The following is a 17,077-nucleotide window of genomic DNA, read 5'->3' on the forward strand; positions in this document are numbered from 1 at the left end:
ACCACCATTGTGGCAAAGGCAAGACAGGGACCACGCAAGCGCGCGGCTTGAATATAGTAAGCAAGCTTATTATATGGACGGCCATGAAAGAGCTTGCCTGGGAAATGGCCGAGACCAGTCGGATGATGCGCCGCTTTTACGACCGGCGCGCGTCGGCGCTGGGCGTGACCAGTGCCCAATGGCGGGTCCTCGCGTGGCTCGGCCGCAAGCCGGGGATGAAACAGGTTGAACTTGCCGAATGCCTGGACGTTGAGCCCATCACGGCCTGCCGGATCGTCGACCGGCTGGAAGAGGCTGGCCTCGTCGAGCGGCAGCGCGATCCCGAGGATCGCCGCGCGTGGCGGCTTGAGCTGACCGACAAGGCCCAGCCGATCCTCGCGCGCCTGCGAGCGCTGGCCGAGGAGATGGCGAGTGAGGCGTTCGCCGGTTTCGACGACGGCGACATCGAAGCGCTACGGACGCGGCTGGCCCGGGTTCGCGACAATGTGACGAAGGCCGAAACGGCCCAAAGGGAATCGGCATGAACGAAATGACCAAGGTCGACACCATCAACGCCAGCGATGCGAACGAAGTGGTGGTGCCCCGGCGCAGTCGGCGTCGCATCGTCCTGTTGTTGATTGTGCCGATCCTGATCGTGGCGGTCGGCCTGTTCATGTGGCTGAACGGCGGCAAGTCGGTCGAAACCGACAATGCCTATGTGAAGCAGGACATCACGGCCATTTCGACCCAGGTGAACGGCCCCGTTGCGGCCGTCTACGTTCGCGAAAACCAGCATGTGAACAAGGGCGACCTGCTGTACCGCGTAGACCCCGCGCCGTTCTTGGCAGCGCTGCACGCGGCAGAGGCGCAGTTGGCCGCTGCCCGCCTGCAGACTTCGCAGCTTCAGGTGCAGGCCGCGGGAACGGGCGGCGACATCGTCAGCGCGGAGGCGAACCTTGCCATCGCCCAGCGTGCGCTCGACCGACAGAACGCGCTGCTGAAGCAGGGCTTCACCACTCGCGCCAACCATGACGATGCGGTCAATGAAGTGGCCAAGGCCCGTGCCCAGCTGTCCGATGCGCGGGCGCGGTCGAACAATGCCAATGCGGCAATCGCGCCGGGCGGCAACCAGCCGCAGATCGCGGCGGCGCTTGCGGCCGTGGAAAAGGCCCGGCTCGACCTGCAGCATACCGAAATCCGCTCGCCGATCAGCGGCACGGTCGCCAAGTCCGACCGCCTGCTCGTCGGGCAGTCGGCAATTACCGGTGTCGCGATGCTGTCGATCGTCGCGGATACGCAGGCATGGGTCGAAGCCAATTTCAAGGAAGGCGACCTCGCCAGGATGGCGCCGGGCCTGCCGGCGGTCGTCAAGTTCGATGCCTATCCGAATTTGAAGCTGAAGGCGCATGTCGCCTCGATCGGGTCGGGGACGGGCAGCGAGTTCTCGGTGCTTCCTGCGCAGAACGCCAACGGCAACTGGGTCAAGGTCACGCAGCGCGTGCCGGTCCGCATCGCCTTCGATGAGAAGCCGCCGCGTGAAATGATCGCCGGCCTTAGCTCGACCGTCGAGGTCGAACTCAACCGCTAAGGCAGGGCAGGTGGAAACCAAAGCCATGGATCCGGGCCGGCGCACGCTGGTCACCATCGCCATCATGCTGGCGGTGCTGATCCAGGTGCTCGACACGACCATCGCCAATGTCGCGCTGCCGCACATGCAGGCCAGCCTCGGCGCGACGCAGGAAAGCATCAACTGGGTGCTGACCAGCTATATCGTCGCAGCCGCCATCACCATCCCGATCAGCGGCTGGCTGGCCGACAAGGTCGGGCGCAAGCGCCTGCTGGTGATTGCCGTCATCGGTTTCACGATCGCCAGTTTCCTGTGCGCGATCGCCACGTCGCTTCCCGAGATGGTCATGTTCCGCCTGATCCAGGGGATTACCGGCGCCTTCCTCGTGCCATTGGCGCAGGCGACGATGTTCGACATCAACCCGCCCGAAAAGCATGCGCAGGCGATGGCCCTGTTCGGCGGCGGGATCATGATCGGGCCGATCCTGGGGCCGGTGCTCGGCGGCTGGCTGACCGAAAGCTACGACTGGCGCTGGGTGTTCCTGGTCAACATCCCGGTCGGCACGCTCGCCGCGCTGATGCTGCTGCGCTACATGCCCAAGACGCCGAAGAACGAGCATAAGTTCGACGTGTTCGGCTTCGCCCTGCTGGGCCTCGCTCTCGGCGGGCTGCAGATGGCGCTGGATCGTGGGCAGCAGCTGGACTGGCTGCAGAGCTGGGAAGTCTGGCTGGAATTCGCGCTGTTCATCGGCGCGATGTGGATGTTCGTTATCCACACCATGACCGGTCGCCAGCCGATCTTCTCGCGCGAGATGTTCATGGACCGCAATTTCTCGCTTGGCCTGTTGTTCATGGCGGTGACCGGGGTGCTGCTGCTCGCCGGCCTGGCGCTGCTGCCGCCGCTGCTACAGCGGCTCTACGGCTATTCGGTGCTGCAGTCGGGCATCCTGACCGCCCCGCGCGGGGTGGGCACGCTGATTTCCATGCTCCTTGCGGGTAGGCTGGTCGGCAAGGTCGACCTGCGCATCCTCGTCGCGCTCGGCATGGGTCTGATGGGCTGGTCGCTGCACATGATGACCGGCTTCGCGATCGACATGGGCAAGGGGCCGATCATCTGGTCAGGCGTGGTCCAGGGACTTGGCCTAGGACTGGTCTTCGTCACCATGCAGGCGCTGGCCTTCGCCACGTTGAAGCCGGAAATGCGCACGCATGCGGCGAGCCTGCTGAACCTGTCGCGCAACATCGGCGGGTCGATCGGGATCAGCATCGTCACAACCCTGCTTGCCCGCAACCTGCAGGTCGCGCACGCCGACATGGTCAGCCACGTCACCGACCAGGTCTTGCCGACGATCACGCAGGGTGTCGTCGCGCAGCTCGGCCTTCCGGCCTCGTCTGCGCTGGCTCTTGCTGATGCCGAAATCACCCGGCAGGCCGCCTTCATCGCCTACCTCGACGATTTCTGGATCATGCAGTGGATCACCTTCGCCTCGATCCCGCTTGTCCTGCTGCTGCGCCCGGCCAAGCCCGCGGCGCCGGGAGAGCCCAAGATGGCGATGGCAGACTGATGGCGCTGCTATCCGTCCGGGTTACGCCGCGCTCGGCCAAGCCGGGCGTCGGGGAGTGGAAAAGCGATCCCTCGGGACGCGATTATCTTGAACTTCGGGTGGCGGCGGCCCCTACCGACGGCGCTGCAAATGAGGAAGTGATCCGGCTGCTGGCCAAGGCGCTCGGCCTGCCGCGGTCGCGTCTCAGCATCGCCAGCGGCGAGAGCGCACGGCTGAAGCGGATCGACACGCCGCTAAGCGAAATCGAGCTGCGCGACCGGCTTTAGCATTTGACGGCGATGACTTCGGCCACGACCGGGGTCAGCATGCGCGTTCCAGGCGCAGGATCGTCGAGCAGCGTCGAGAACTCCGCCGCCTCTTCATCGCTGCAATACCCCAGGTCGCGCAGGCGATAGGCGTTGGTCGCCATGAAGCTGCGCGGCCATTCCCACATCGGGTCGGCGGGTTCAATGATGCGCACCATCGGCCGCATCGACACCACTTCCATCCCTGCATCGGCCAGCCACGCGGGCAGTTGCAACGCGGCATCCGGATCGCCGCCGGTGTCGCGCCAGCTTTTGACCACCAGGTCGCGGTATCGCCGCTGGGCGGGTGGCTGGGGAATCAGTCGCCACGCTTCATAATCGAGATATTCGTGGAAAACGGCGCGGCCGCCGGGCTTGAGCGCCCGGGCGATCTTGGCGACGACCGGCGACGGGTCGGCCAGGAAGGCGAGAACCCAGCGGGTCCATGCCGCGTCGGCGATGCCGTCACCGATGTCCTCTTCGACCAAGTCGATTTCGCGCACGTCTGCGTTCGGCAGGCGGCGAGCGCGCAGCGTTTCTAGGAAATGCGGCGCACGTTCGAGTGCGATAACCTGGCCGTCGGTCCCTGCGATGTCGGCCAGGTCCGCCGTCGCATGGCCGGGCCCTGCGCCGATGTCGAGGAAGGTCTGGCCGCTGGTGAAACCCGCCGCGTCCAGCCCGCTCATCATTTCCGACCGCCAGACGCGGTGCTGCAGGCCGAGGCGTTCGACCTCGATGTCCTGCGTGCCGAGAAGATAGTCGCCGTCGCTCATGCCATCGCCTTACGCCTGCAGCCGCGCCAAGTCGCCCCGTTTCATGCGCTTAAAGCTGCAGCGAAGGGGTCGATGCTTTGAACGGGGCCAATTCTTCCGCCTGCTCTTCGCGCCGGACGGCATATTCGTCCTGCCCGACATGCAGGTTCCCGCGCGGCGGCAGGCCCGGAAAGGGTTCGCTGTCCTCGCCGTGGAAACAGCGGTCATGGACCAGCGCATTCGCGCGGATCGACGGCCAGATCCGATCGCGCAGGAACCACTGGTCCCAGTTCGGCGTCTCCAGCACCTTGGGCTTGTAGGTCGCGATCAGCGGGGCCAGCGGCGGCAGAACGCCGCCCATTCCGGCCCACATCCCGGCGAGGATCGGGTCGCTGTGCGTCCACCAGTCGCGCATCACGTGAAACGGCCTGCCGCTGTCGATCCATAGGCCGACCGATGCGGCCTCGCGCGCGTTGACCAGGCTGTCGCAGTCGCGGACGAGGTAGCGGCGTACCGAGGGGTCGTCGGCAACGAGGAAACGCCGGGTCAGGCGGTGGATGTTGCTTGGCTCGCCTTGCTCCACGATCGTTTCCGCGCCCAAGCGCTGGAGCGTCGCGACGAGGTCGTCCGGCACCGAAGCGTCCAGATAGAAACGGCAGCGGAAGTCGGGATAGACCTGAGGAGCGCGAAGCGCGTTGTGAACCGCGCCACGCAGGTAACGCGGGTTGCTGCCCCACAGGCTGAAGGCGATGATCGACGCGCCGTCGGGTCGCGGCTGGCCAAGGGTGAGGAGCGGGCCGAGGCGGCTTGCCATCTCGGTCTTGGCGGCGATCGCCTTGCGGCCCCAGTCGGCGGCGCGGTCGTCGTCGCCGAGCTTGTGGCAAGCGCCGGCAAGCCCGTCGAAGGCGCCGACATCGGTGCCGCCAAGCGCAATATAATGTTCGAGGTGATGGCGCGTCGCCACATGATCGCCGGTTCGCGTGCACAGCACGCCGGCATTGAGGCGCAACGGAAGATGACCCGGATGTGCAGCAACTGCCCGTTCCAATATGTCGCGGGCCGGAGCGAAGGCGTTTTGCAGGAACAGATAGTAGCAGGCCTGCAGCGCCATATCGGCAGTCGGGGCAGGGTCGCTGTTGAGGCGGGCGAGGGCGATGGCGATGGCCGGACCGGGCCGCTTCGCTTCCCATTCGGCATGCGCCGTCGCATCCCAGCCCTTTGGCAGTCCCATCGTCCCTCCCTTTGCGCCGAGGGTAAGGCAAGCGGGTGCAAACAGAAAGGGCGGCCCCAGCGGGACCGCCCTTCGTCGTTCCGAAATCGGAAAAGTGTTAGCGCTTCGAGAACTGGAAGCTGCGGCGGGCCTTGGCCTTGCCGTACTTCTTACGTTCGACGACGCGGCTGTCGCGGGTCAGGAAGCCTTCACGCTTCACCGCGGTGCGCAGCGCCGGTTCGTAACGCGACAGCGCCTGGGCGATGCCGTGCTTGACCGCACCGGCCTGGCCCGACAAGCCGCCGCCCTTGACGGTGGCGATCACGTCATACTGACCATCGCGGTCGGTCACGCCGAACGGCTGGTTGATGACCAGACGCAGGGTCGGACGGGCGAAGTAGATTTCCTGGTCGCGACCGTTGATCGTGATCTTGCCCGAACCCGGCTTCAGCCACACGCGGGCCACGGCGTCCTTACGGCGACCGGTGGCATAGGCGCGGCCATATTTGTCCAGCTGCTGTTCGCGCAGCGGGGTTTCCGGCTGGGTGTTGACCGGAGCAGCAGCTTCGGTGGTGGCTTCGGTAGCCGGCGCGTCAGCGGCAGGCGCTTCGGCAGTGGCGGCCTGGTTGGTGATTTCGCCCAGGTCGGCGAGGCTCTTCTTGTCGGCCATCTTATGCGCCCACCTTGTTCTTGCGGTTCATCGACGCGACGTCGAGGAGTTCGGGGTTCTGGCCGCCGTGCGGGTGCTCGGTGCCGTTGTAGAGGTGCAGGGCACGCATCTGGTCGCGACCGAGCGGACCGCGCGGGATCATGCGCTCAACCGCCTTTTCAAGGACGCGTTCCGGGAAACGGCCGTCGAGGACCTTGTCGGCGCGCACTTCCTTCAGGCCGCCGGCATAACCGGTGTGCTTGTAGTACAGCTTCTGCTGCAGCTTCTTGCCGGTGAAGCGCACCTTGTCCGCGTTGATGACGACGACATGGTCGCCGCAATCGACGTGCGGGGTGAAGCTCGGCTTATGCTTGCCGCGCAAAATGTTGGCGATGATCGTGGCAACGCGGCCGACCACCAGATTTTCGGCATCGATCAGATGCCACTTCTTTTCGACTTCCGCCGGCTTGGCCGACTTGGTCGTCTTCATCAGCGCCTTCATGGGCCTGAACCTCTTCATCAAAAAAGCTAAGAGGCGCCCCACGCAGGAGACGCCGTCGGCGGCGCTAATGCTGACCAAGCGTCCGAAAGTCAAGCAAAAGCAGGTGATTCCCGACGGGTAAAATAATACCGGCGTTGGTTATTCGACGCTTTGTTCGACCCAATCGGCATAGCTTAGGGCCAGGCGCTCGATCGGCCAGACGGCGATGGCCGCGACGGAATAGCTGTGCAGGTCGGAGATACGGGCGATGATGGCGTCGGCCTTGGCCAGCGTCGTCTTGAACAGGGCAGGCGTCTCGGTCGCCGTTTCGATCGCGCCGTCCCAGCGATAGATGCTGCGGCAGGGCTGCAGGATGTTGACGCAGGCCGCCAGGCCTTCCTCGACGATGGTGCGGCCGATCGCCTGCGCTTCGGCCGGGTCGGCGAACACGGCGTAGACGGTAACGACGCTCACGCGGTTCGCCGTCCGACGGCGTGCATCCCCCAAACCGTCGCCGCGACCAGCAGTGCGCCGACCGCCTGGTGCGCCACCGCCAGCCATAGCGAGATACCCGACATCACCGTGGCGATGCCCAGGATGACCTGAGTACCGAAGGCGCTGTGGATCGCGGTCGACGCCTTGCGGTCCACGCGCTTCACCTTGCGCGCGAAGATGACAAGGGCCGCGACCACTACCCAGGCCCACCAACGATGGATGAAGTGCAGCAGGAAGGGGTCGTGGGTGAAGGCGAACAGCGCGCCCTTCGACCAGTCGATCCCTTCGGGGAAGAGTTGGCCGTTCATCAGCGGCCAGCTGTTGGAAACATAGCCGGCATCGAGCCCCGCGACCCACGCGCCAAGCAGCAACTGGACGGCGAGCGCGCTTGCCGTAAGCAGGGCGGCCCCGGTCAGGCGAGCAGGACCGTTCTCACCGGTGCGGGCAAGCTGGCGCAGGTCGAGCGCGGTCCAGATCAAACCCGAAAGGATGAACAGCGCGGTCAGCAGGTGCGCGGACAGGCGGAAATGGCTGACGTCGGTCCGGTTCACCAGTCCCGATTGGACCATGTACCAGCCGAGCGCGCCCTGGCTCGCGCCGAGCGCGAGAAGGGCGATCAGCCGCCAGCCATAGCCCTGCGGGATTTGCCTGCGGACCCAGAACCACAGCAGCGGAAGCGCGAAGGCGAGCCCGATCAGTCGGCCGATCAGGCGGTGGAACCATTCCCAGAAAAAAATGAACTTGAAGCTGGCCAGGTCCATGCCGGCCGGGCCGTTGATTTCGAGATATTCCGGCGTGGCCTTGTACAGGTCGAACGCATGCTGCCAGTCCGCCTGCGTCAGGGGCGGGATGGCGCCGCTGACGGGCTTCCATTCGGTGATCGAAAGGCCGCTTTCGGTCAGCCGCGTGATCCCGCCGACGACCAGCATGACGAACACCATGGCGGCGACAGTCAGCAACCAGTTGGCGATGGCGCGGGGGTGTGGCGATCGGGCCGAAGCGGCGGCGGGTGCGGGAAGAACCGAGTCCATGTTGCGGCGCGATATGGCGTTTTTGTCGCGCGCTGCCAACATTCGTCGCGATTGCGGGCATGAGACATTGTAACTTTGCCGGTGCGACGTTATATCCTGCGCCATGTCGCCCATCGCGATTCCTACCAAGCGCCTCGACCGGCTGGCCATCGGCCTGTCCGGGCTTTGCCTTGTGCATTGCCTGGCGACCAGCGTGCTGCTTGCCGTTCTGGCCAGCGCGGGGAGCGCGCTTGGGGCGCCGTGGATCCACGAAGTCGGCCTGATCCTCGCCATGGCGATGGGCATGATCGCGCTGGGCAAGGGCATCTTCGAACATGGCTACACCATGCCCAGCGCGGTGGGGGGTCTGGGCCTTGGCGTTATGGCCGGTGCACTGACGCTGCCGCACAACGGGACCGAAGCGGTCTTCACCATGTTGGGGGTGGGCATCCTGGCCCTCGGCCATCGTCTCAACCACATCGCCGGGGAATAGGCCTTCCGCTTGCCGCAACGGCGGGGGCAGCCTATCTAATGACCATGGGCGCGCAGCATCAGCACCAACATCAGCTTCATGAAGGCGATTCGCTTCGGTCGGCGGCGGCCCGGCGCATGTCCGAGCGAGGCGAACAATGGACCGAGATGCGCGCGGCAGTGTTCGACGCACTGGCCGGCTTCGACAAGCCCGCATCGGCCTATGACATCGCAGAGGCAGTATCGAAATCGCGCGGCAAGCGGGTCGCGGCCAACAGCGTCTATCGCATCCTCGACCTGTTCGTCGGCACCAATCTGGCGCGGCGGGTCGAGAGCGCTAACGCCTATGTCGCCAACCAGCATCCGGGATGCCTGCACGACTGTATTTTCCTGATCTGCGACAGCTGCGGATCGGCGACCCATATCGACGACGACAAATTGTCGGCCGGGGTCCGCGATGCTGCCGAGCATGCTGGCTTCGCCGAAGTACGTCCGGTGATCGAAGTCCGCGGCCGCTGCGGCGACTGCAGCTAAGCGCGGCAAGGCGACCGAGGGGGGCGGGCGCACTTCATGACAATCTGGGAAGCGATCGCCGCGCTGCTGGGGCTCGCCAACGTCTGGTTGGTCGTGCGCCGATCGGTGTGGAACTATCCGTTCGGACTCGCGATGGTGGCGCTCTACTTCTTCGTGTTCTGGGAAGCGAAGCTCTATTCAGACGCGCTGCTGCAGATATTTTTCTTCGCGATCCAGCTCTACGGCTGGTGGAACTGGGTACGGGCGCCGAAGGTCGATGACGGTATCATGGTCGAACGGATGGGCAATGCCGCGCGCTTCAACTGGCTTGCCGTTACCGTCCTGGCCAGTTTGGCATGGGGCTTCGGTATGCACCGACTGACCGATGCGGCAGCGCCCTTCGTCGACGCGACGGTAGCCGGTTTTAGTGTCGCTGCGCAGTTGCTGCAGTCGCTGCGCCGCTTCGAAAGCTGGGCGCTGTGGATCGCGGTCGACGTCATCGCCGTCGGTCTCTACGCGTGGAAGGGCCTCTTCCTCACCTCAGGACTTTATCTGATATTCCTGCTGATGGCCGTCGCCGGGTTCGTCGAGTGGCGGCGAAAGCTGGTCGCATGACCTTGATCGTCCTCCATGGCGTCGAGAGCGTCGGCAAGACGACCCTGGGCCGAGAGCTGGCGAGCTATTTCGGCGCACAGTTCCTGCCCGAATTCGGCCGCAGCTATTGCGAGATCAACGGTACCGACATCAGCGCCGACGAGCTGCTGCTGATCGGGCGTTGGCAGCAGCACAATATCGAAGTCGCGCTGACCGAACATCGCATCGTCATCAGCGATACCGACGCGCTGATGACCGCGGCCTGGGCGCGGATGATGCTGGGTCACGACCTGCCCGAGCTGTTCGCCGCCCGGAAGGGGGACCTCTATCTTCATTGTTCGCCCGATACGCCGTTCGTCAGCGACGGCCTGCGTGTCTATGGCAATCCGGAAGAGCGGGCGCGGTTCGATTCCATGGCGAAGGCCGTACTCCACCAGGTCGGGATCCGCCCGGTCATCCTGCGCGGCAGCTGGGATGCGCGGCGCAATACCGCCAAAACCGCGATCCGCGAACTGATCGGGCTCGAACCAATCAGCCTTTCGTCCTGAGAAAAAGGGCGGTAGAGCGACGCTCATGTCAGAGCGCCCCGATACGCCCCTTCTCGATACGGTCCAGTACCCGTCCGACATTCGCAAGCTGCAGAAGGCCCAGTTGCCGCAACTGGCCGACGAGCTTCGCGCCGAGATGATCTCGGCCGTTTCGCAGTCGGGCGGGCACCTCGGCTCAGGGCTCGGCGTGGTCGAGCTGACGGTCGCCATCCACTATGTGTTCGACACGCCCGACGACAAGCTGATCTGGGACGTCGGGCACCAATGCTACCCGCACAAGATCGTCACCGGCCGTCGCGATCGCATCCGCACGCTGCGGCAGGGCGGGGGGCTCAGCGGCTTCACCAAGCGCGCCGAAAGCGAATATGACCCGTTCGGCGCGGCGCATAGCTCGACCAGCATTTCCGCCGGCCTGGGTTTCGCCATCAGCAACAAGCTGTCGAACCGCCCGGGCCGCGCGATTGCGGTGATCGGCGACGGGTCGATGAGTGCGGGCATGGCCTATGAGGCGATGAACAACGCCCATGAAGCTGGCAATCGCCTGATCGTCATCCTGAACGACAATGACATGTCGATCGCACCGCCGGTCGGCGGTCTTTCGCATTATCTGGCGCGGCTGGTCAGCTCTTCGCGGTACATGAAGACCCGCGAAATCGCCCGGCGGGTGTTCGGCAAGCTGCCCAAGCCGGTCGAATCGGCTGCCCGCAAGGCGGAGGAATTCGCGCGCGGCATGGTCACTGGCGGCACGCTGTTCGAAGAACTGGGCTTCTACTACGTCGGGCCGGTCGACGGCCATGACGTGGTAGGACTGGTCGAAATCCTCGAAAACGTTCGCGATGCCAAGGACGGGCCGATCCTCGTCCATGCCGTGACGGTCAAGGGCAAGGGCTATGCCCCGGCCGAAAGTGCAGCCGACAAATATCATGGCGTGGTGAAGTTCGACGTCGTCAGCGGCAAGCAGGACAAGGGACCGGGCGGCGGGCCGCCGTCCTACACGGCGGTCTTCGCCGAAGCGCTGGCTGCCGAGGCGCGTCGCGACGAAAAGGTCGTCGCAATCACCGCGGCGATGCCTTCGGGCACCGGCCTCGACAAGTTCGGGCAGGAATTCCCAGAACGCACCTTCGACGTCGGTATTGCCGAGCAGCATGCGGTGACCTTCGCGGCCGGGATGGCGGCGCAAGGGCATCGCCCGTTTTGCGCCATCTATTCGACCTTCCTGCAGCGCGCTTACGACCAGGTCGTCCACGACGTCTGCATCCAGAACCTTCCCGTCCGCTTCGCCATGGATCGCGCCGGGCTGGTCGGTGCGGACGGCTGTACCCATGCCGGAAGCTTCGACCTTGCCTATCTGTGCACCTTGCCGAACATGGTGGTGATGGCCGCAGCGGACGAGGTCGAACTGACGCACATGGTCCACACGATGGCGCTGTACGACGATGGTCCGATCGCCGTCCGCTATCCGCGCGGCAATGGCCGGGGCCTGGAAATTCCCGCGGCCCAAAAGCTGGAAATCGGCAAGGGGCGCATCGTCCGCGAAGGCAAGAAGGTTGCCATCCTCTCGCTCGGCACCCGCCTCGAAGAAGCGGAAAAGGCGGCCGAGCAGCTGGAAGCCAAGGGCCTGTCGACGACCGTCGCCGACTTGCGTTTCGCCAAGCCGCTCGACGAGGATCTGATCCGCAAGTTGCTGACGACGCACGAAGTCGCGGTGACCATCGAGGAGGCAGCGGTCGGCGGCTTCGGCGCCCATGTACTGACGATGGCCAGCGACCTTGGACTCACCGATGCCGGCCTAAAGATCCGCACCATGCGCCTGCCCGACGTATTCCAGGACCACGACAGTCCGATGAAACAATATGACGAGGCCGGGCTTAACGCGCCCAACATCGTCGAAACGGTGCTGAAAGCGCTCCGCCGCAACGATCTGTCGGCCGAAAGCGGGGCCATAGCCTGATTACCGTCCTCGGCATTCCGCTGGAGTTCATTCTCGTCATTGGCGGGCTGATCCTGTTCGTTGCTTGGGACTGGAGGCAAATGCGTCGTGATTGATCGGTTGCGAATCCACGGCGTCGGTTATTGGCTGAAACGCGTCGGCCGGTTCCTGTTCATCGCGCTGTCGAGCCTGCTGATTTTCCTTACCTTCCTGCCGGAATGGCAGACCGATCGATGGTGGGTGCGCCAATGGGATTATCCGCGCCTGCAGGTTGCGGCGCTCCTCCTCATTCTTGTTGTCTCCATCTGGTGGATCGGGCTGAAGCGGGGGCGCGCGTTCGTCGCGCTCGTCGTCGGTCTAGGCGCTGCGCTGGCTTGGCAGGTGAGCCACTTCCTCGCCTACCTCCCCCCGTATCTGCGACAGGTTGCGACGGCCGAAAATTGCCCGGCGGAGCGACAGATTTCGCTGATGAATGCCAATGTGCTGCTGACCAACAAGGAATATGGAAAGCTGCTGGGGCTGGTCGGTAGATGGAACCCTGACGTCCTGCTGTTGCTCGAAACCGGGCAGGGCTGGGAAAAGGCGGTCGCGCCGCTTGCCAGCCGATATCCCAACCAACTGAGCGAAGCCGCGCCCAACACCTATGGCATGATCCTGATGACCCGGCTGCCGATGTCGGGGCGGATCGAACATCTCCTGCAGCCCGGCATCCCGTCCGCCAATGTGCGCCTGACCCTGGGCGGGGGTCAGCAGGTGATCCTGCATGCCTTGCACCCCGAACCGCCCTGGCCTGGCGACGACAGCGGCGAGCGCGACGCGGAACTGGTGATGGTCGGCCGCGAGGTTCGTGACGATGGCCGCGCGTCGATCGTCATGGGCGACCTTAACGACGTCGCCTGGTCGCGGACGTCGCGCCTGTTCAAGGATGTCGGCGGGATGCGGGACCCGCGCGTCGGCCGCGGCTTTTACCCGACCTTCCACGCCGGGCATCCGCTGTTTCGCTGGCCGCTCGACCATCTGTTCGTGACGCCGCATTTCGAAGTCATGGAGATGCATGTCCTCGAAGACATCGGTTCGGACCATTTCCCGATTTTCTTCCGCCTGTGCCTGACCGACCGGGCGGGCGAGCGCAAAGTCGGCACGTCCGCCTTGGCGGAAACCGAGCAGGAAGCGTCGCAGGAACTGGGCGAGGGCGTCGCGGAGAAAAAGGAAGAGCAACGTGGCCGCTAAGAAGCGCGCCGACCAGTTGCTGGTCGCGCGCGGACTGGCCGAAAGCCGTTCGCGCGCACAGGCGCTGATCATGAGCGGCAACGTATTCGTCGGCGACCGCCGGGTGGCCAAGGCGGGCGACATGCTCGCCGAAGACGCCGAACTGACGCTGAAAGGCCGCGACCATCCTTGGGTATCGCGAGGCGGCATCAAGCTCGACCACGGGCTGACCCATTTCGGGTTCGACGTCACCGATGCGGTGGGACTCGACGTCGGTAGCTCGACCGGCGGCTTTACCGATGTTTTGCTGACAAGAGGTGCGGCGAAGGTATTCGCGGTCGACGTCGGCACTAACCAGCTGGCCTGGAAGTTGCGGCAGGACCCGCGCGTCGTCGTTCACGAACAGACCAATGCGCGCGACCTGACCGCCGATATCGTCACAGAAGAGCCGGACATCGTGGTGTGCGACGCGAGCTTCATCGCCCTTTCCAAGGTCCTCGACCGCGCGCTCGACCTTGCGAGACCAGGTGCACGGCTGGTCGCGCTGGTGAAGCCCCAATTCGAGGCCGGCCGCGAGGAAGTCGGGAAAGGCGGCGTGGTCAGGGACCCCGACGTGCATCGGCGCGTTTGCGAGGCTGCCGGCTTGTGGGTTCAGTCCAAGGGCTGGCGTGTCATCGGTATCGAACAAAGCCCAATTACCGGGCCCGAGGGGAACGTCGAATTCCTGCTGGGCGCGATTAAGGAGGAATGAATGGCCACCACCGCACGTGACGATCGCGGCATCTGGAAGAAGGCGCTGATCACCGTCCCGGCGCTGGTGATCGTCGGAGGGCTGATGGGCTATCTGTCCAACAGCGGCTTCGGCAATCCCTGGTATGACGCGCTGGAACGGCCTGCATTCCAGCCGCCTGGCTGGGCGTTCGGCGCGGTTTGGACGACGCTCTACACGATGATGGGAATCGCGCTGGCGACGATCCTCGATCAACCGCCGTCGAAGCAGCGCCGCGACGCGTTATGGCTGTTCTTCGGCCAGCTGGCGCTCAATTTTTCGTGGTCGCCGGTGTTCTTCAAGCTGCACATGATCGATGTCGCGCTGGTGATCATCATCGTCATGCTGATCATGGCCGCGACCACCGCGAACCTGTTCCGTCGCATCCGCCCGGTGGCAGGATGGCTGCTTCTGCCCTATCTTCTATGGTTGTGCCAGGCGACGGCGCTCAACTATGAGACGGGAAGGCTGAACCCGGGTGCGGATGCCGCGCCGCTGGGGATCACGGGAGAAAAATAGCAATGCAATCTCAGAACCGCATCTTCGACGACCTGGTGAAGATGATGAATGGCGTCGCCGGCACCATGGCCGGGGTCGGCCGCGAAGCCGAAAGCTCGATGCGCGAGAAAATGCGCGAATGGGTCGGCGGGATGGACTTCGTCAGCCGCGACGAGTTCGAGGCGGTGAAGGCCATGGCCGCGGCTGCGCGGGAAGAGAATGACGCACTGAAGGCGCGGATCGACGCGCTGGAAAAGGCAGCCAAACCCAAGGCGCCGAAGGCTCCCAAGGCGGGAGTTTGACCGCTGGCCGACCTTAGCGATCGCGACGAGCGCGACGATGGCGCGCCGATCGAAATGCTCGAGCAATATTTCGAGGCGCGCGGTTGGGCCTGCGAGCGGACGGGCGAGGGCGAGATCATCGCTTCCGCCACCGGCAGCTGGGCCCAATATGAACTGCGCGGCGTGTGGCGGCAGGACGACCAGGTGCTGCAGTTCCTGGCCTTCCCCGACATCAAGGTCGCCAGCGAAAAGCGCGCGGCTATCTACGAGGCGCTGGGGCTGATCAACGAGCAGTTGTGGCTGGGCCATTTCGAGCTGTGGTCGGGCAGCGGCCTGATCGTCTTTCGCCACGCCGCGCTGGTCGGCGAGGGCGACACGATCAGCTTCGAGCAGGCCGAGGCGGTCAGCGAAGCGGCGCTTGAAGAGTGCGAGCGTTTCTACCCCGTCTTCCAGTTCGTGCTGTGGGGCGGCAAGTCACCGAGCGAAGCGATCTCGGCCGCGTTGATCGACACGGCCGGCGAGGCCTGACGCCATGACGGCAGCCTTTCCGGCGCCCGCCTGGCTGGTCGGATGCGGAAATATGGCCGGTGCGATGGTCGACGGCTGGCGCAGGGCCGGTGTGGACCTGTCGGGTGTCACCGTGATCCGACCCAGCGGGACCCCGGTCGAAGGCGTGCGGACGGTTACCACCTATCCAGACGAAGTGCCGCACTTCGTGATGCTTGGTTTCAAACCCCAGAAGCTGGCCGAAATTGCGCCCCCGCTGTCCGAACATGTCGGGCCAGCGACCACGCTGGTGTCGATGCTAGCCGGGGTGACGATCGAGGATCTGCGGCACCGCTTTCCCGACGCCGCGGCGATTGCGAAGATCATGCCCAACCTGCCCGTCGCGGTGGGGGAAGGCGTCGTGCCGATCCTTGCAGACGGCGAGACTGGCGGTGTCGAAGCGTTGATGGCCGCGCTTGGCACCGTCGTGCCGTGTCAAAGCGAGCAGGACGTCGCCGCCATCGGTGCGCTGGCCAGCGCAGGGTCCGCCTATTTCGCCCGTTTCGCGGAGGCGATGGGAAAGGGCGGGGCGGGGCAAGGCCTAGATCCCGAGACGGCGCAACGGCTGGCCGTCCAGGCGATGCTCGGCACCGCTGCCTATGCCAGGGACCGCAAAATCTCGATGGCAGAACTGGCGCGCCGCGTCGCAAGTCCGAAGGGTACCACCGAACGCGGGCTTGCGATGCTTGACGCACCCGACGGGCTGCAGGCGTTGGTCGACCGCACGCTCGAAGCGGCGGTTCGGCGCGGCCGCGAACTGGCCGAGGAAGTGCGCCGCGGTTGACCCTGTGCCGCCGCTCGCCTAGGCGCGGCGGCACGCAGGAGATAGACGGACAATGGCCGAGACGCGCAGCTTCGACGATCGTGACGGATGGATCTGGTTTGACGGCAAGCTGGTCCCGTGGCGCGAGGCCAACGTCCATATCCTGACCCATGCGATGCATTATGCGTCGAGCGTGTTCGAGGGCCAGCGTGCCTACGGCGGCGTCATCTTCAAGCTGCGCGAGCATAGCGAACGCCTGCGGAAATCGGCGTCGATCCTCGGCTTCGACCTGCCGTGGAGCGTCGAAGAGATCGACAATGCCTGCAACGAGGTTCTGAAGGCCAATGGGCTGAGCGACGCCTACCTCCGCCCGGTGGCGTGGCGCGGGTCGGAACAGATGGGCGTCAGCGCCCAGGCGACCAAGCCGCACCTCGCCATCGCCGCATGGGAATGGGGCAAATATTTCGACCCGGTGCTGGCCGAGAAGGGAATTCGCCTCGACATCGCGCCATGGCGCCGACCTGCCCCTTACACCGCGCCGGTCCACGCCAAGGCCGCCGGTCTCTACATGATCTGCACCATGTCCAAGCATCATGCCGAAAACCGCGGCTACAACGACGCGCTGATGTTCGACTGGCGCGGGCAGGTGGCCGAAGCGACCGGCGCCAATGCCTTCTTCGTCAAGCAAGGCAAGCTCTACACGCCGACCCCGGACTGTTTCCTCAACGGGATCACGCGACAGACCGTCATGGACCTGGCCCGCCGCCGCGGCGTCGAAGTGATCGAAAAGGCGATCTGGCCGGACGAACTGGAATCGTTCGAACAATTCTTCCTGACCGGGTCGGCCGCCGAAGTGACCTTCGTCCAGTCGGCGGGACCGTGGAACTTCGAAGTCGGCGACCTGTCGCGCCAGCTTCGCCAGGACTATGACGACCTGGTCAATCGACGCCTGAATTTCTGACGC

Annotated in this window: 23 protein-coding genes; 17 read left to right on the top strand and 6 right to left on the bottom strand. The window is 64.9% G+C overall.

From position 1 onward, the window contains the following. Positions 1-83 precede the first annotated feature (83 nt). The 4 genes from G570_RS07970 to G570_RS07985 are packed head-to-tail and all read left to right on the top strand — an operon-like array spanning position 84 to position 3,376. Complete coding sequence (locus G570_RS07970; RefSeq protein ID WP_156930394.1) at positions 84-524, top strand: MarR family winged helix-turn-helix transcriptional regulator; 441 nt, start codon at positions 84-86, stop codon at positions 522-524. Then, complete coding sequence (locus G570_RS07975; protein ID WP_037500997.1) at positions 521-1,567, top strand: HlyD family secretion protein; 1,047 nt, start codon at positions 521-523, stop codon at positions 1,565-1,567. The genes G570_RS07970 and G570_RS07975 overlap by 4 nt, the downstream gene beginning before the upstream one ends. A gap of 10 nt (positions 1,568-1,577) precedes the next feature. Continuing rightward, complete coding sequence (locus G570_RS07980; RefSeq protein WP_245600271.1) at positions 1,578-3,110, top strand: DHA2 family efflux MFS transporter permease subunit; 1,533 nt, start codon at positions 1,578-1,580, stop codon at positions 3,108-3,110. Then, complete coding sequence (locus tag G570_RS07985; protein WP_037500999.1) at positions 3,110-3,376, top strand: DUF167 domain-containing protein; 267 nt, start codon at positions 3,110-3,112, stop codon at positions 3,374-3,376. The genes G570_RS07980 and G570_RS07985 overlap by 1 nt, the downstream gene beginning before the upstream one ends. Here G570_RS07985 and G570_RS07990 read toward each other — a convergent pair. From G570_RS07990 to rplM, 4 genes are all read right to left on the bottom strand, one after another. Beyond that, entirely contained in the window at positions 3,373-4,167 is a 795-nt protein-coding gene (locus G570_RS07990) for a methyltransferase domain-containing protein (RefSeq protein WP_037501001.1), read from the bottom strand. The two genes, G570_RS07985 and G570_RS07990, sit on opposite strands and share 4 nt — an antisense overlap. A 49-nt stretch (positions 4,168-4,216) precedes the next feature. Next, the gene (locus G570_RS07995) at positions 4,217-5,377 is read right to left on the bottom strand and encodes a tetratricopeptide repeat protein (RefSeq protein ID WP_037501003.1); all 1,161 of its coding nucleotides are present in this window, start codon (positions 5,375-5,377) and stop codon (positions 4,217-4,219) included. Between the two features lie 97 nt (positions 5,378-5,474). Beyond that, positions 5,475-6,026, bottom strand: a complete 552-nt coding sequence (gene rpsI / locus G570_RS08000; RefSeq protein ID WP_037501006.1) for a 30S ribosomal protein S9 — start codon at positions 6,024-6,026, stop codon at positions 5,475-5,477. Position 6,027: 1 nt separating this feature from the next. After that, positions 6,028-6,507 carry a 50S ribosomal protein L13 gene (rplM, locus tag G570_RS08005; RefSeq protein ID WP_037501008.1) on the bottom strand — a complete coding sequence of 160 codons (480 nt, stop codon included), beginning with the start codon at positions 6,505-6,507 and terminating at the stop codon, positions 6,028-6,030. On the opposite strand from rplM, the gene G570_RS13855 reads away from it, so the two are divergent. Next, positions 6,473-6,628: a hypothetical protein gene (locus tag G570_RS13855; RefSeq protein WP_169731706.1), complete on the top strand. Its 156-nt coding sequence runs from the start codon at positions 6,473-6,475 to the stop codon at positions 6,626-6,628. The genes rplM and G570_RS13855 overlap by 35 nt on opposite strands. 17 nt (positions 6,629-6,645) lie before the next feature. Here the strand turns inward: G570_RS13855 and cutA are convergent, their stop codons facing one another. Next, a complete protein-coding gene (gene cutA, locus G570_RS08010) occupies positions 6,646-6,960 on the bottom strand; it encodes a divalent-cation tolerance protein CutA (protein WP_037501010.1) in 315 nt (104 codons plus the stop codon). Beyond that, a complete protein-coding gene (locus tag G570_RS08015) occupies positions 6,957-8,012 on the bottom strand; it encodes a COX15/CtaA family protein (protein WP_037503996.1) in 1,056 nt (351 codons plus the stop codon). The genes cutA and G570_RS08015 overlap by 4 nt, the downstream gene beginning before the upstream one ends. Before the next feature lie 103 nt (positions 8,013-8,115). On the opposite strand from G570_RS08015, the gene G570_RS08020 reads away from it, so the two are divergent. The 12 genes from G570_RS08020 (at position 8,116) to G570_RS08075 (ending at position 17,074) form a co-directional block, all read left to right on the top strand. After that, on the top strand, positions 8,116-8,484 hold the full coding sequence (locus G570_RS08020; protein WP_037501013.1) for a MerC domain-containing protein: 369 nt from the start codon (positions 8,116-8,118) through the stop codon (positions 8,482-8,484). A 44-nt stretch (positions 8,485-8,528) separates the two neighbouring features. Then, a complete protein-coding gene (locus G570_RS08025) occupies positions 8,529-8,996 on the top strand; it encodes a Fur family transcriptional regulator (RefSeq protein WP_037503997.1) in 468 nt (155 codons plus the stop codon). 36 nt (positions 8,997-9,032) lie between these two features. Beyond that, positions 9,033-9,590: a nicotinamide riboside transporter PnuC gene (pnuC, locus tag G570_RS08030; protein ID WP_037501015.1), complete on the top strand. Its 558-nt coding sequence runs from the start codon at positions 9,033-9,035 to the stop codon at positions 9,588-9,590. Then, the gene (locus G570_RS08035) at positions 9,587-10,117 is read left to right on the top strand and encodes an AAA family ATPase (protein ID WP_037501017.1); all 531 of its coding nucleotides are present in this window, start codon (positions 9,587-9,589) and stop codon (positions 10,115-10,117) included. The genes pnuC and G570_RS08035 overlap by 4 nt, the downstream gene beginning before the upstream one ends. 25 nt (positions 10,118-10,142) lie before the next feature. Then, the gene (gene dxs, locus G570_RS08040) at positions 10,143-12,068 is read left to right on the top strand and encodes a 1-deoxy-D-xylulose-5-phosphate synthase (RefSeq protein WP_037501018.1); all 1,926 of its coding nucleotides are present in this window, start codon (positions 10,143-10,145) and stop codon (positions 12,066-12,068) included. A gap of 87 nt (positions 12,069-12,155) precedes the next feature. Continuing rightward, positions 12,156-13,277 carry an endonuclease/exonuclease/phosphatase family protein gene (locus tag G570_RS08045; RefSeq protein WP_156930395.1) on the top strand — a complete coding sequence of 374 codons (1,122 nt, stop codon included), beginning with the start codon at positions 12,156-12,158 and terminating at the stop codon, positions 13,275-13,277. Continuing rightward, the gene (locus tag G570_RS08050) at positions 13,267-14,007 is read left to right on the top strand and encodes a TlyA family RNA methyltransferase (protein WP_037501020.1); all 741 of its coding nucleotides are present in this window, start codon (positions 13,267-13,269) and stop codon (positions 14,005-14,007) included. The genes G570_RS08045 and G570_RS08050 overlap by 11 nt, the downstream gene beginning before the upstream one ends. Continuing rightward, positions 14,008-14,544, top strand: a complete 537-nt coding sequence (locus G570_RS08055; RefSeq protein ID WP_037501022.1) for a TspO/MBR family protein — start codon at positions 14,008-14,010, stop codon at positions 14,542-14,544. A 2-nt stretch (positions 14,545-14,546) separates the two neighbouring features. Then, complete coding sequence (locus G570_RS08060; protein WP_037501024.1) at positions 14,547-14,825, top strand: accessory factor UbiK family protein; 279 nt, start codon at positions 14,547-14,549, stop codon at positions 14,823-14,825. Positions 14,826-14,879: 54 nt separating this feature from the next. Beyond that, the gene (locus tag G570_RS08065; protein ID WP_051504179.1) at positions 14,880-15,332 is read left to right on the top strand and encodes a type III secretion system chaperone family protein; all 453 of its coding nucleotides are present in this window, start codon (positions 14,880-14,882) and stop codon (positions 15,330-15,332) included. A gap of 4 nt (positions 15,333-15,336) precedes the next feature. Further along, entirely contained in the window at positions 15,337-16,134 is a 798-nt protein-coding gene (locus tag G570_RS08070; protein WP_037501028.1) for a pyrroline-5-carboxylate reductase family protein, read from the top strand. A gap of 52 nt (positions 16,135-16,186) precedes the next feature. Beyond that, positions 16,187-17,074, top strand: a complete 888-nt coding sequence (locus G570_RS08075; RefSeq protein ID WP_037501030.1) for a branched-chain amino acid aminotransferase — start codon at positions 16,187-16,189, stop codon at positions 17,072-17,074. Positions 17,075-17,077: the final 3 nt, after the last annotated feature.

The organism is Sphingomonas jaspsi DSM 18422, from assembly GCF_000585415.1.
Lineage (GTDB): Bacteria > Pseudomonadota > Alphaproteobacteria > Sphingomonadales > Sphingomonadaceae > Sphingomicrobium > Sphingomicrobium jaspsi.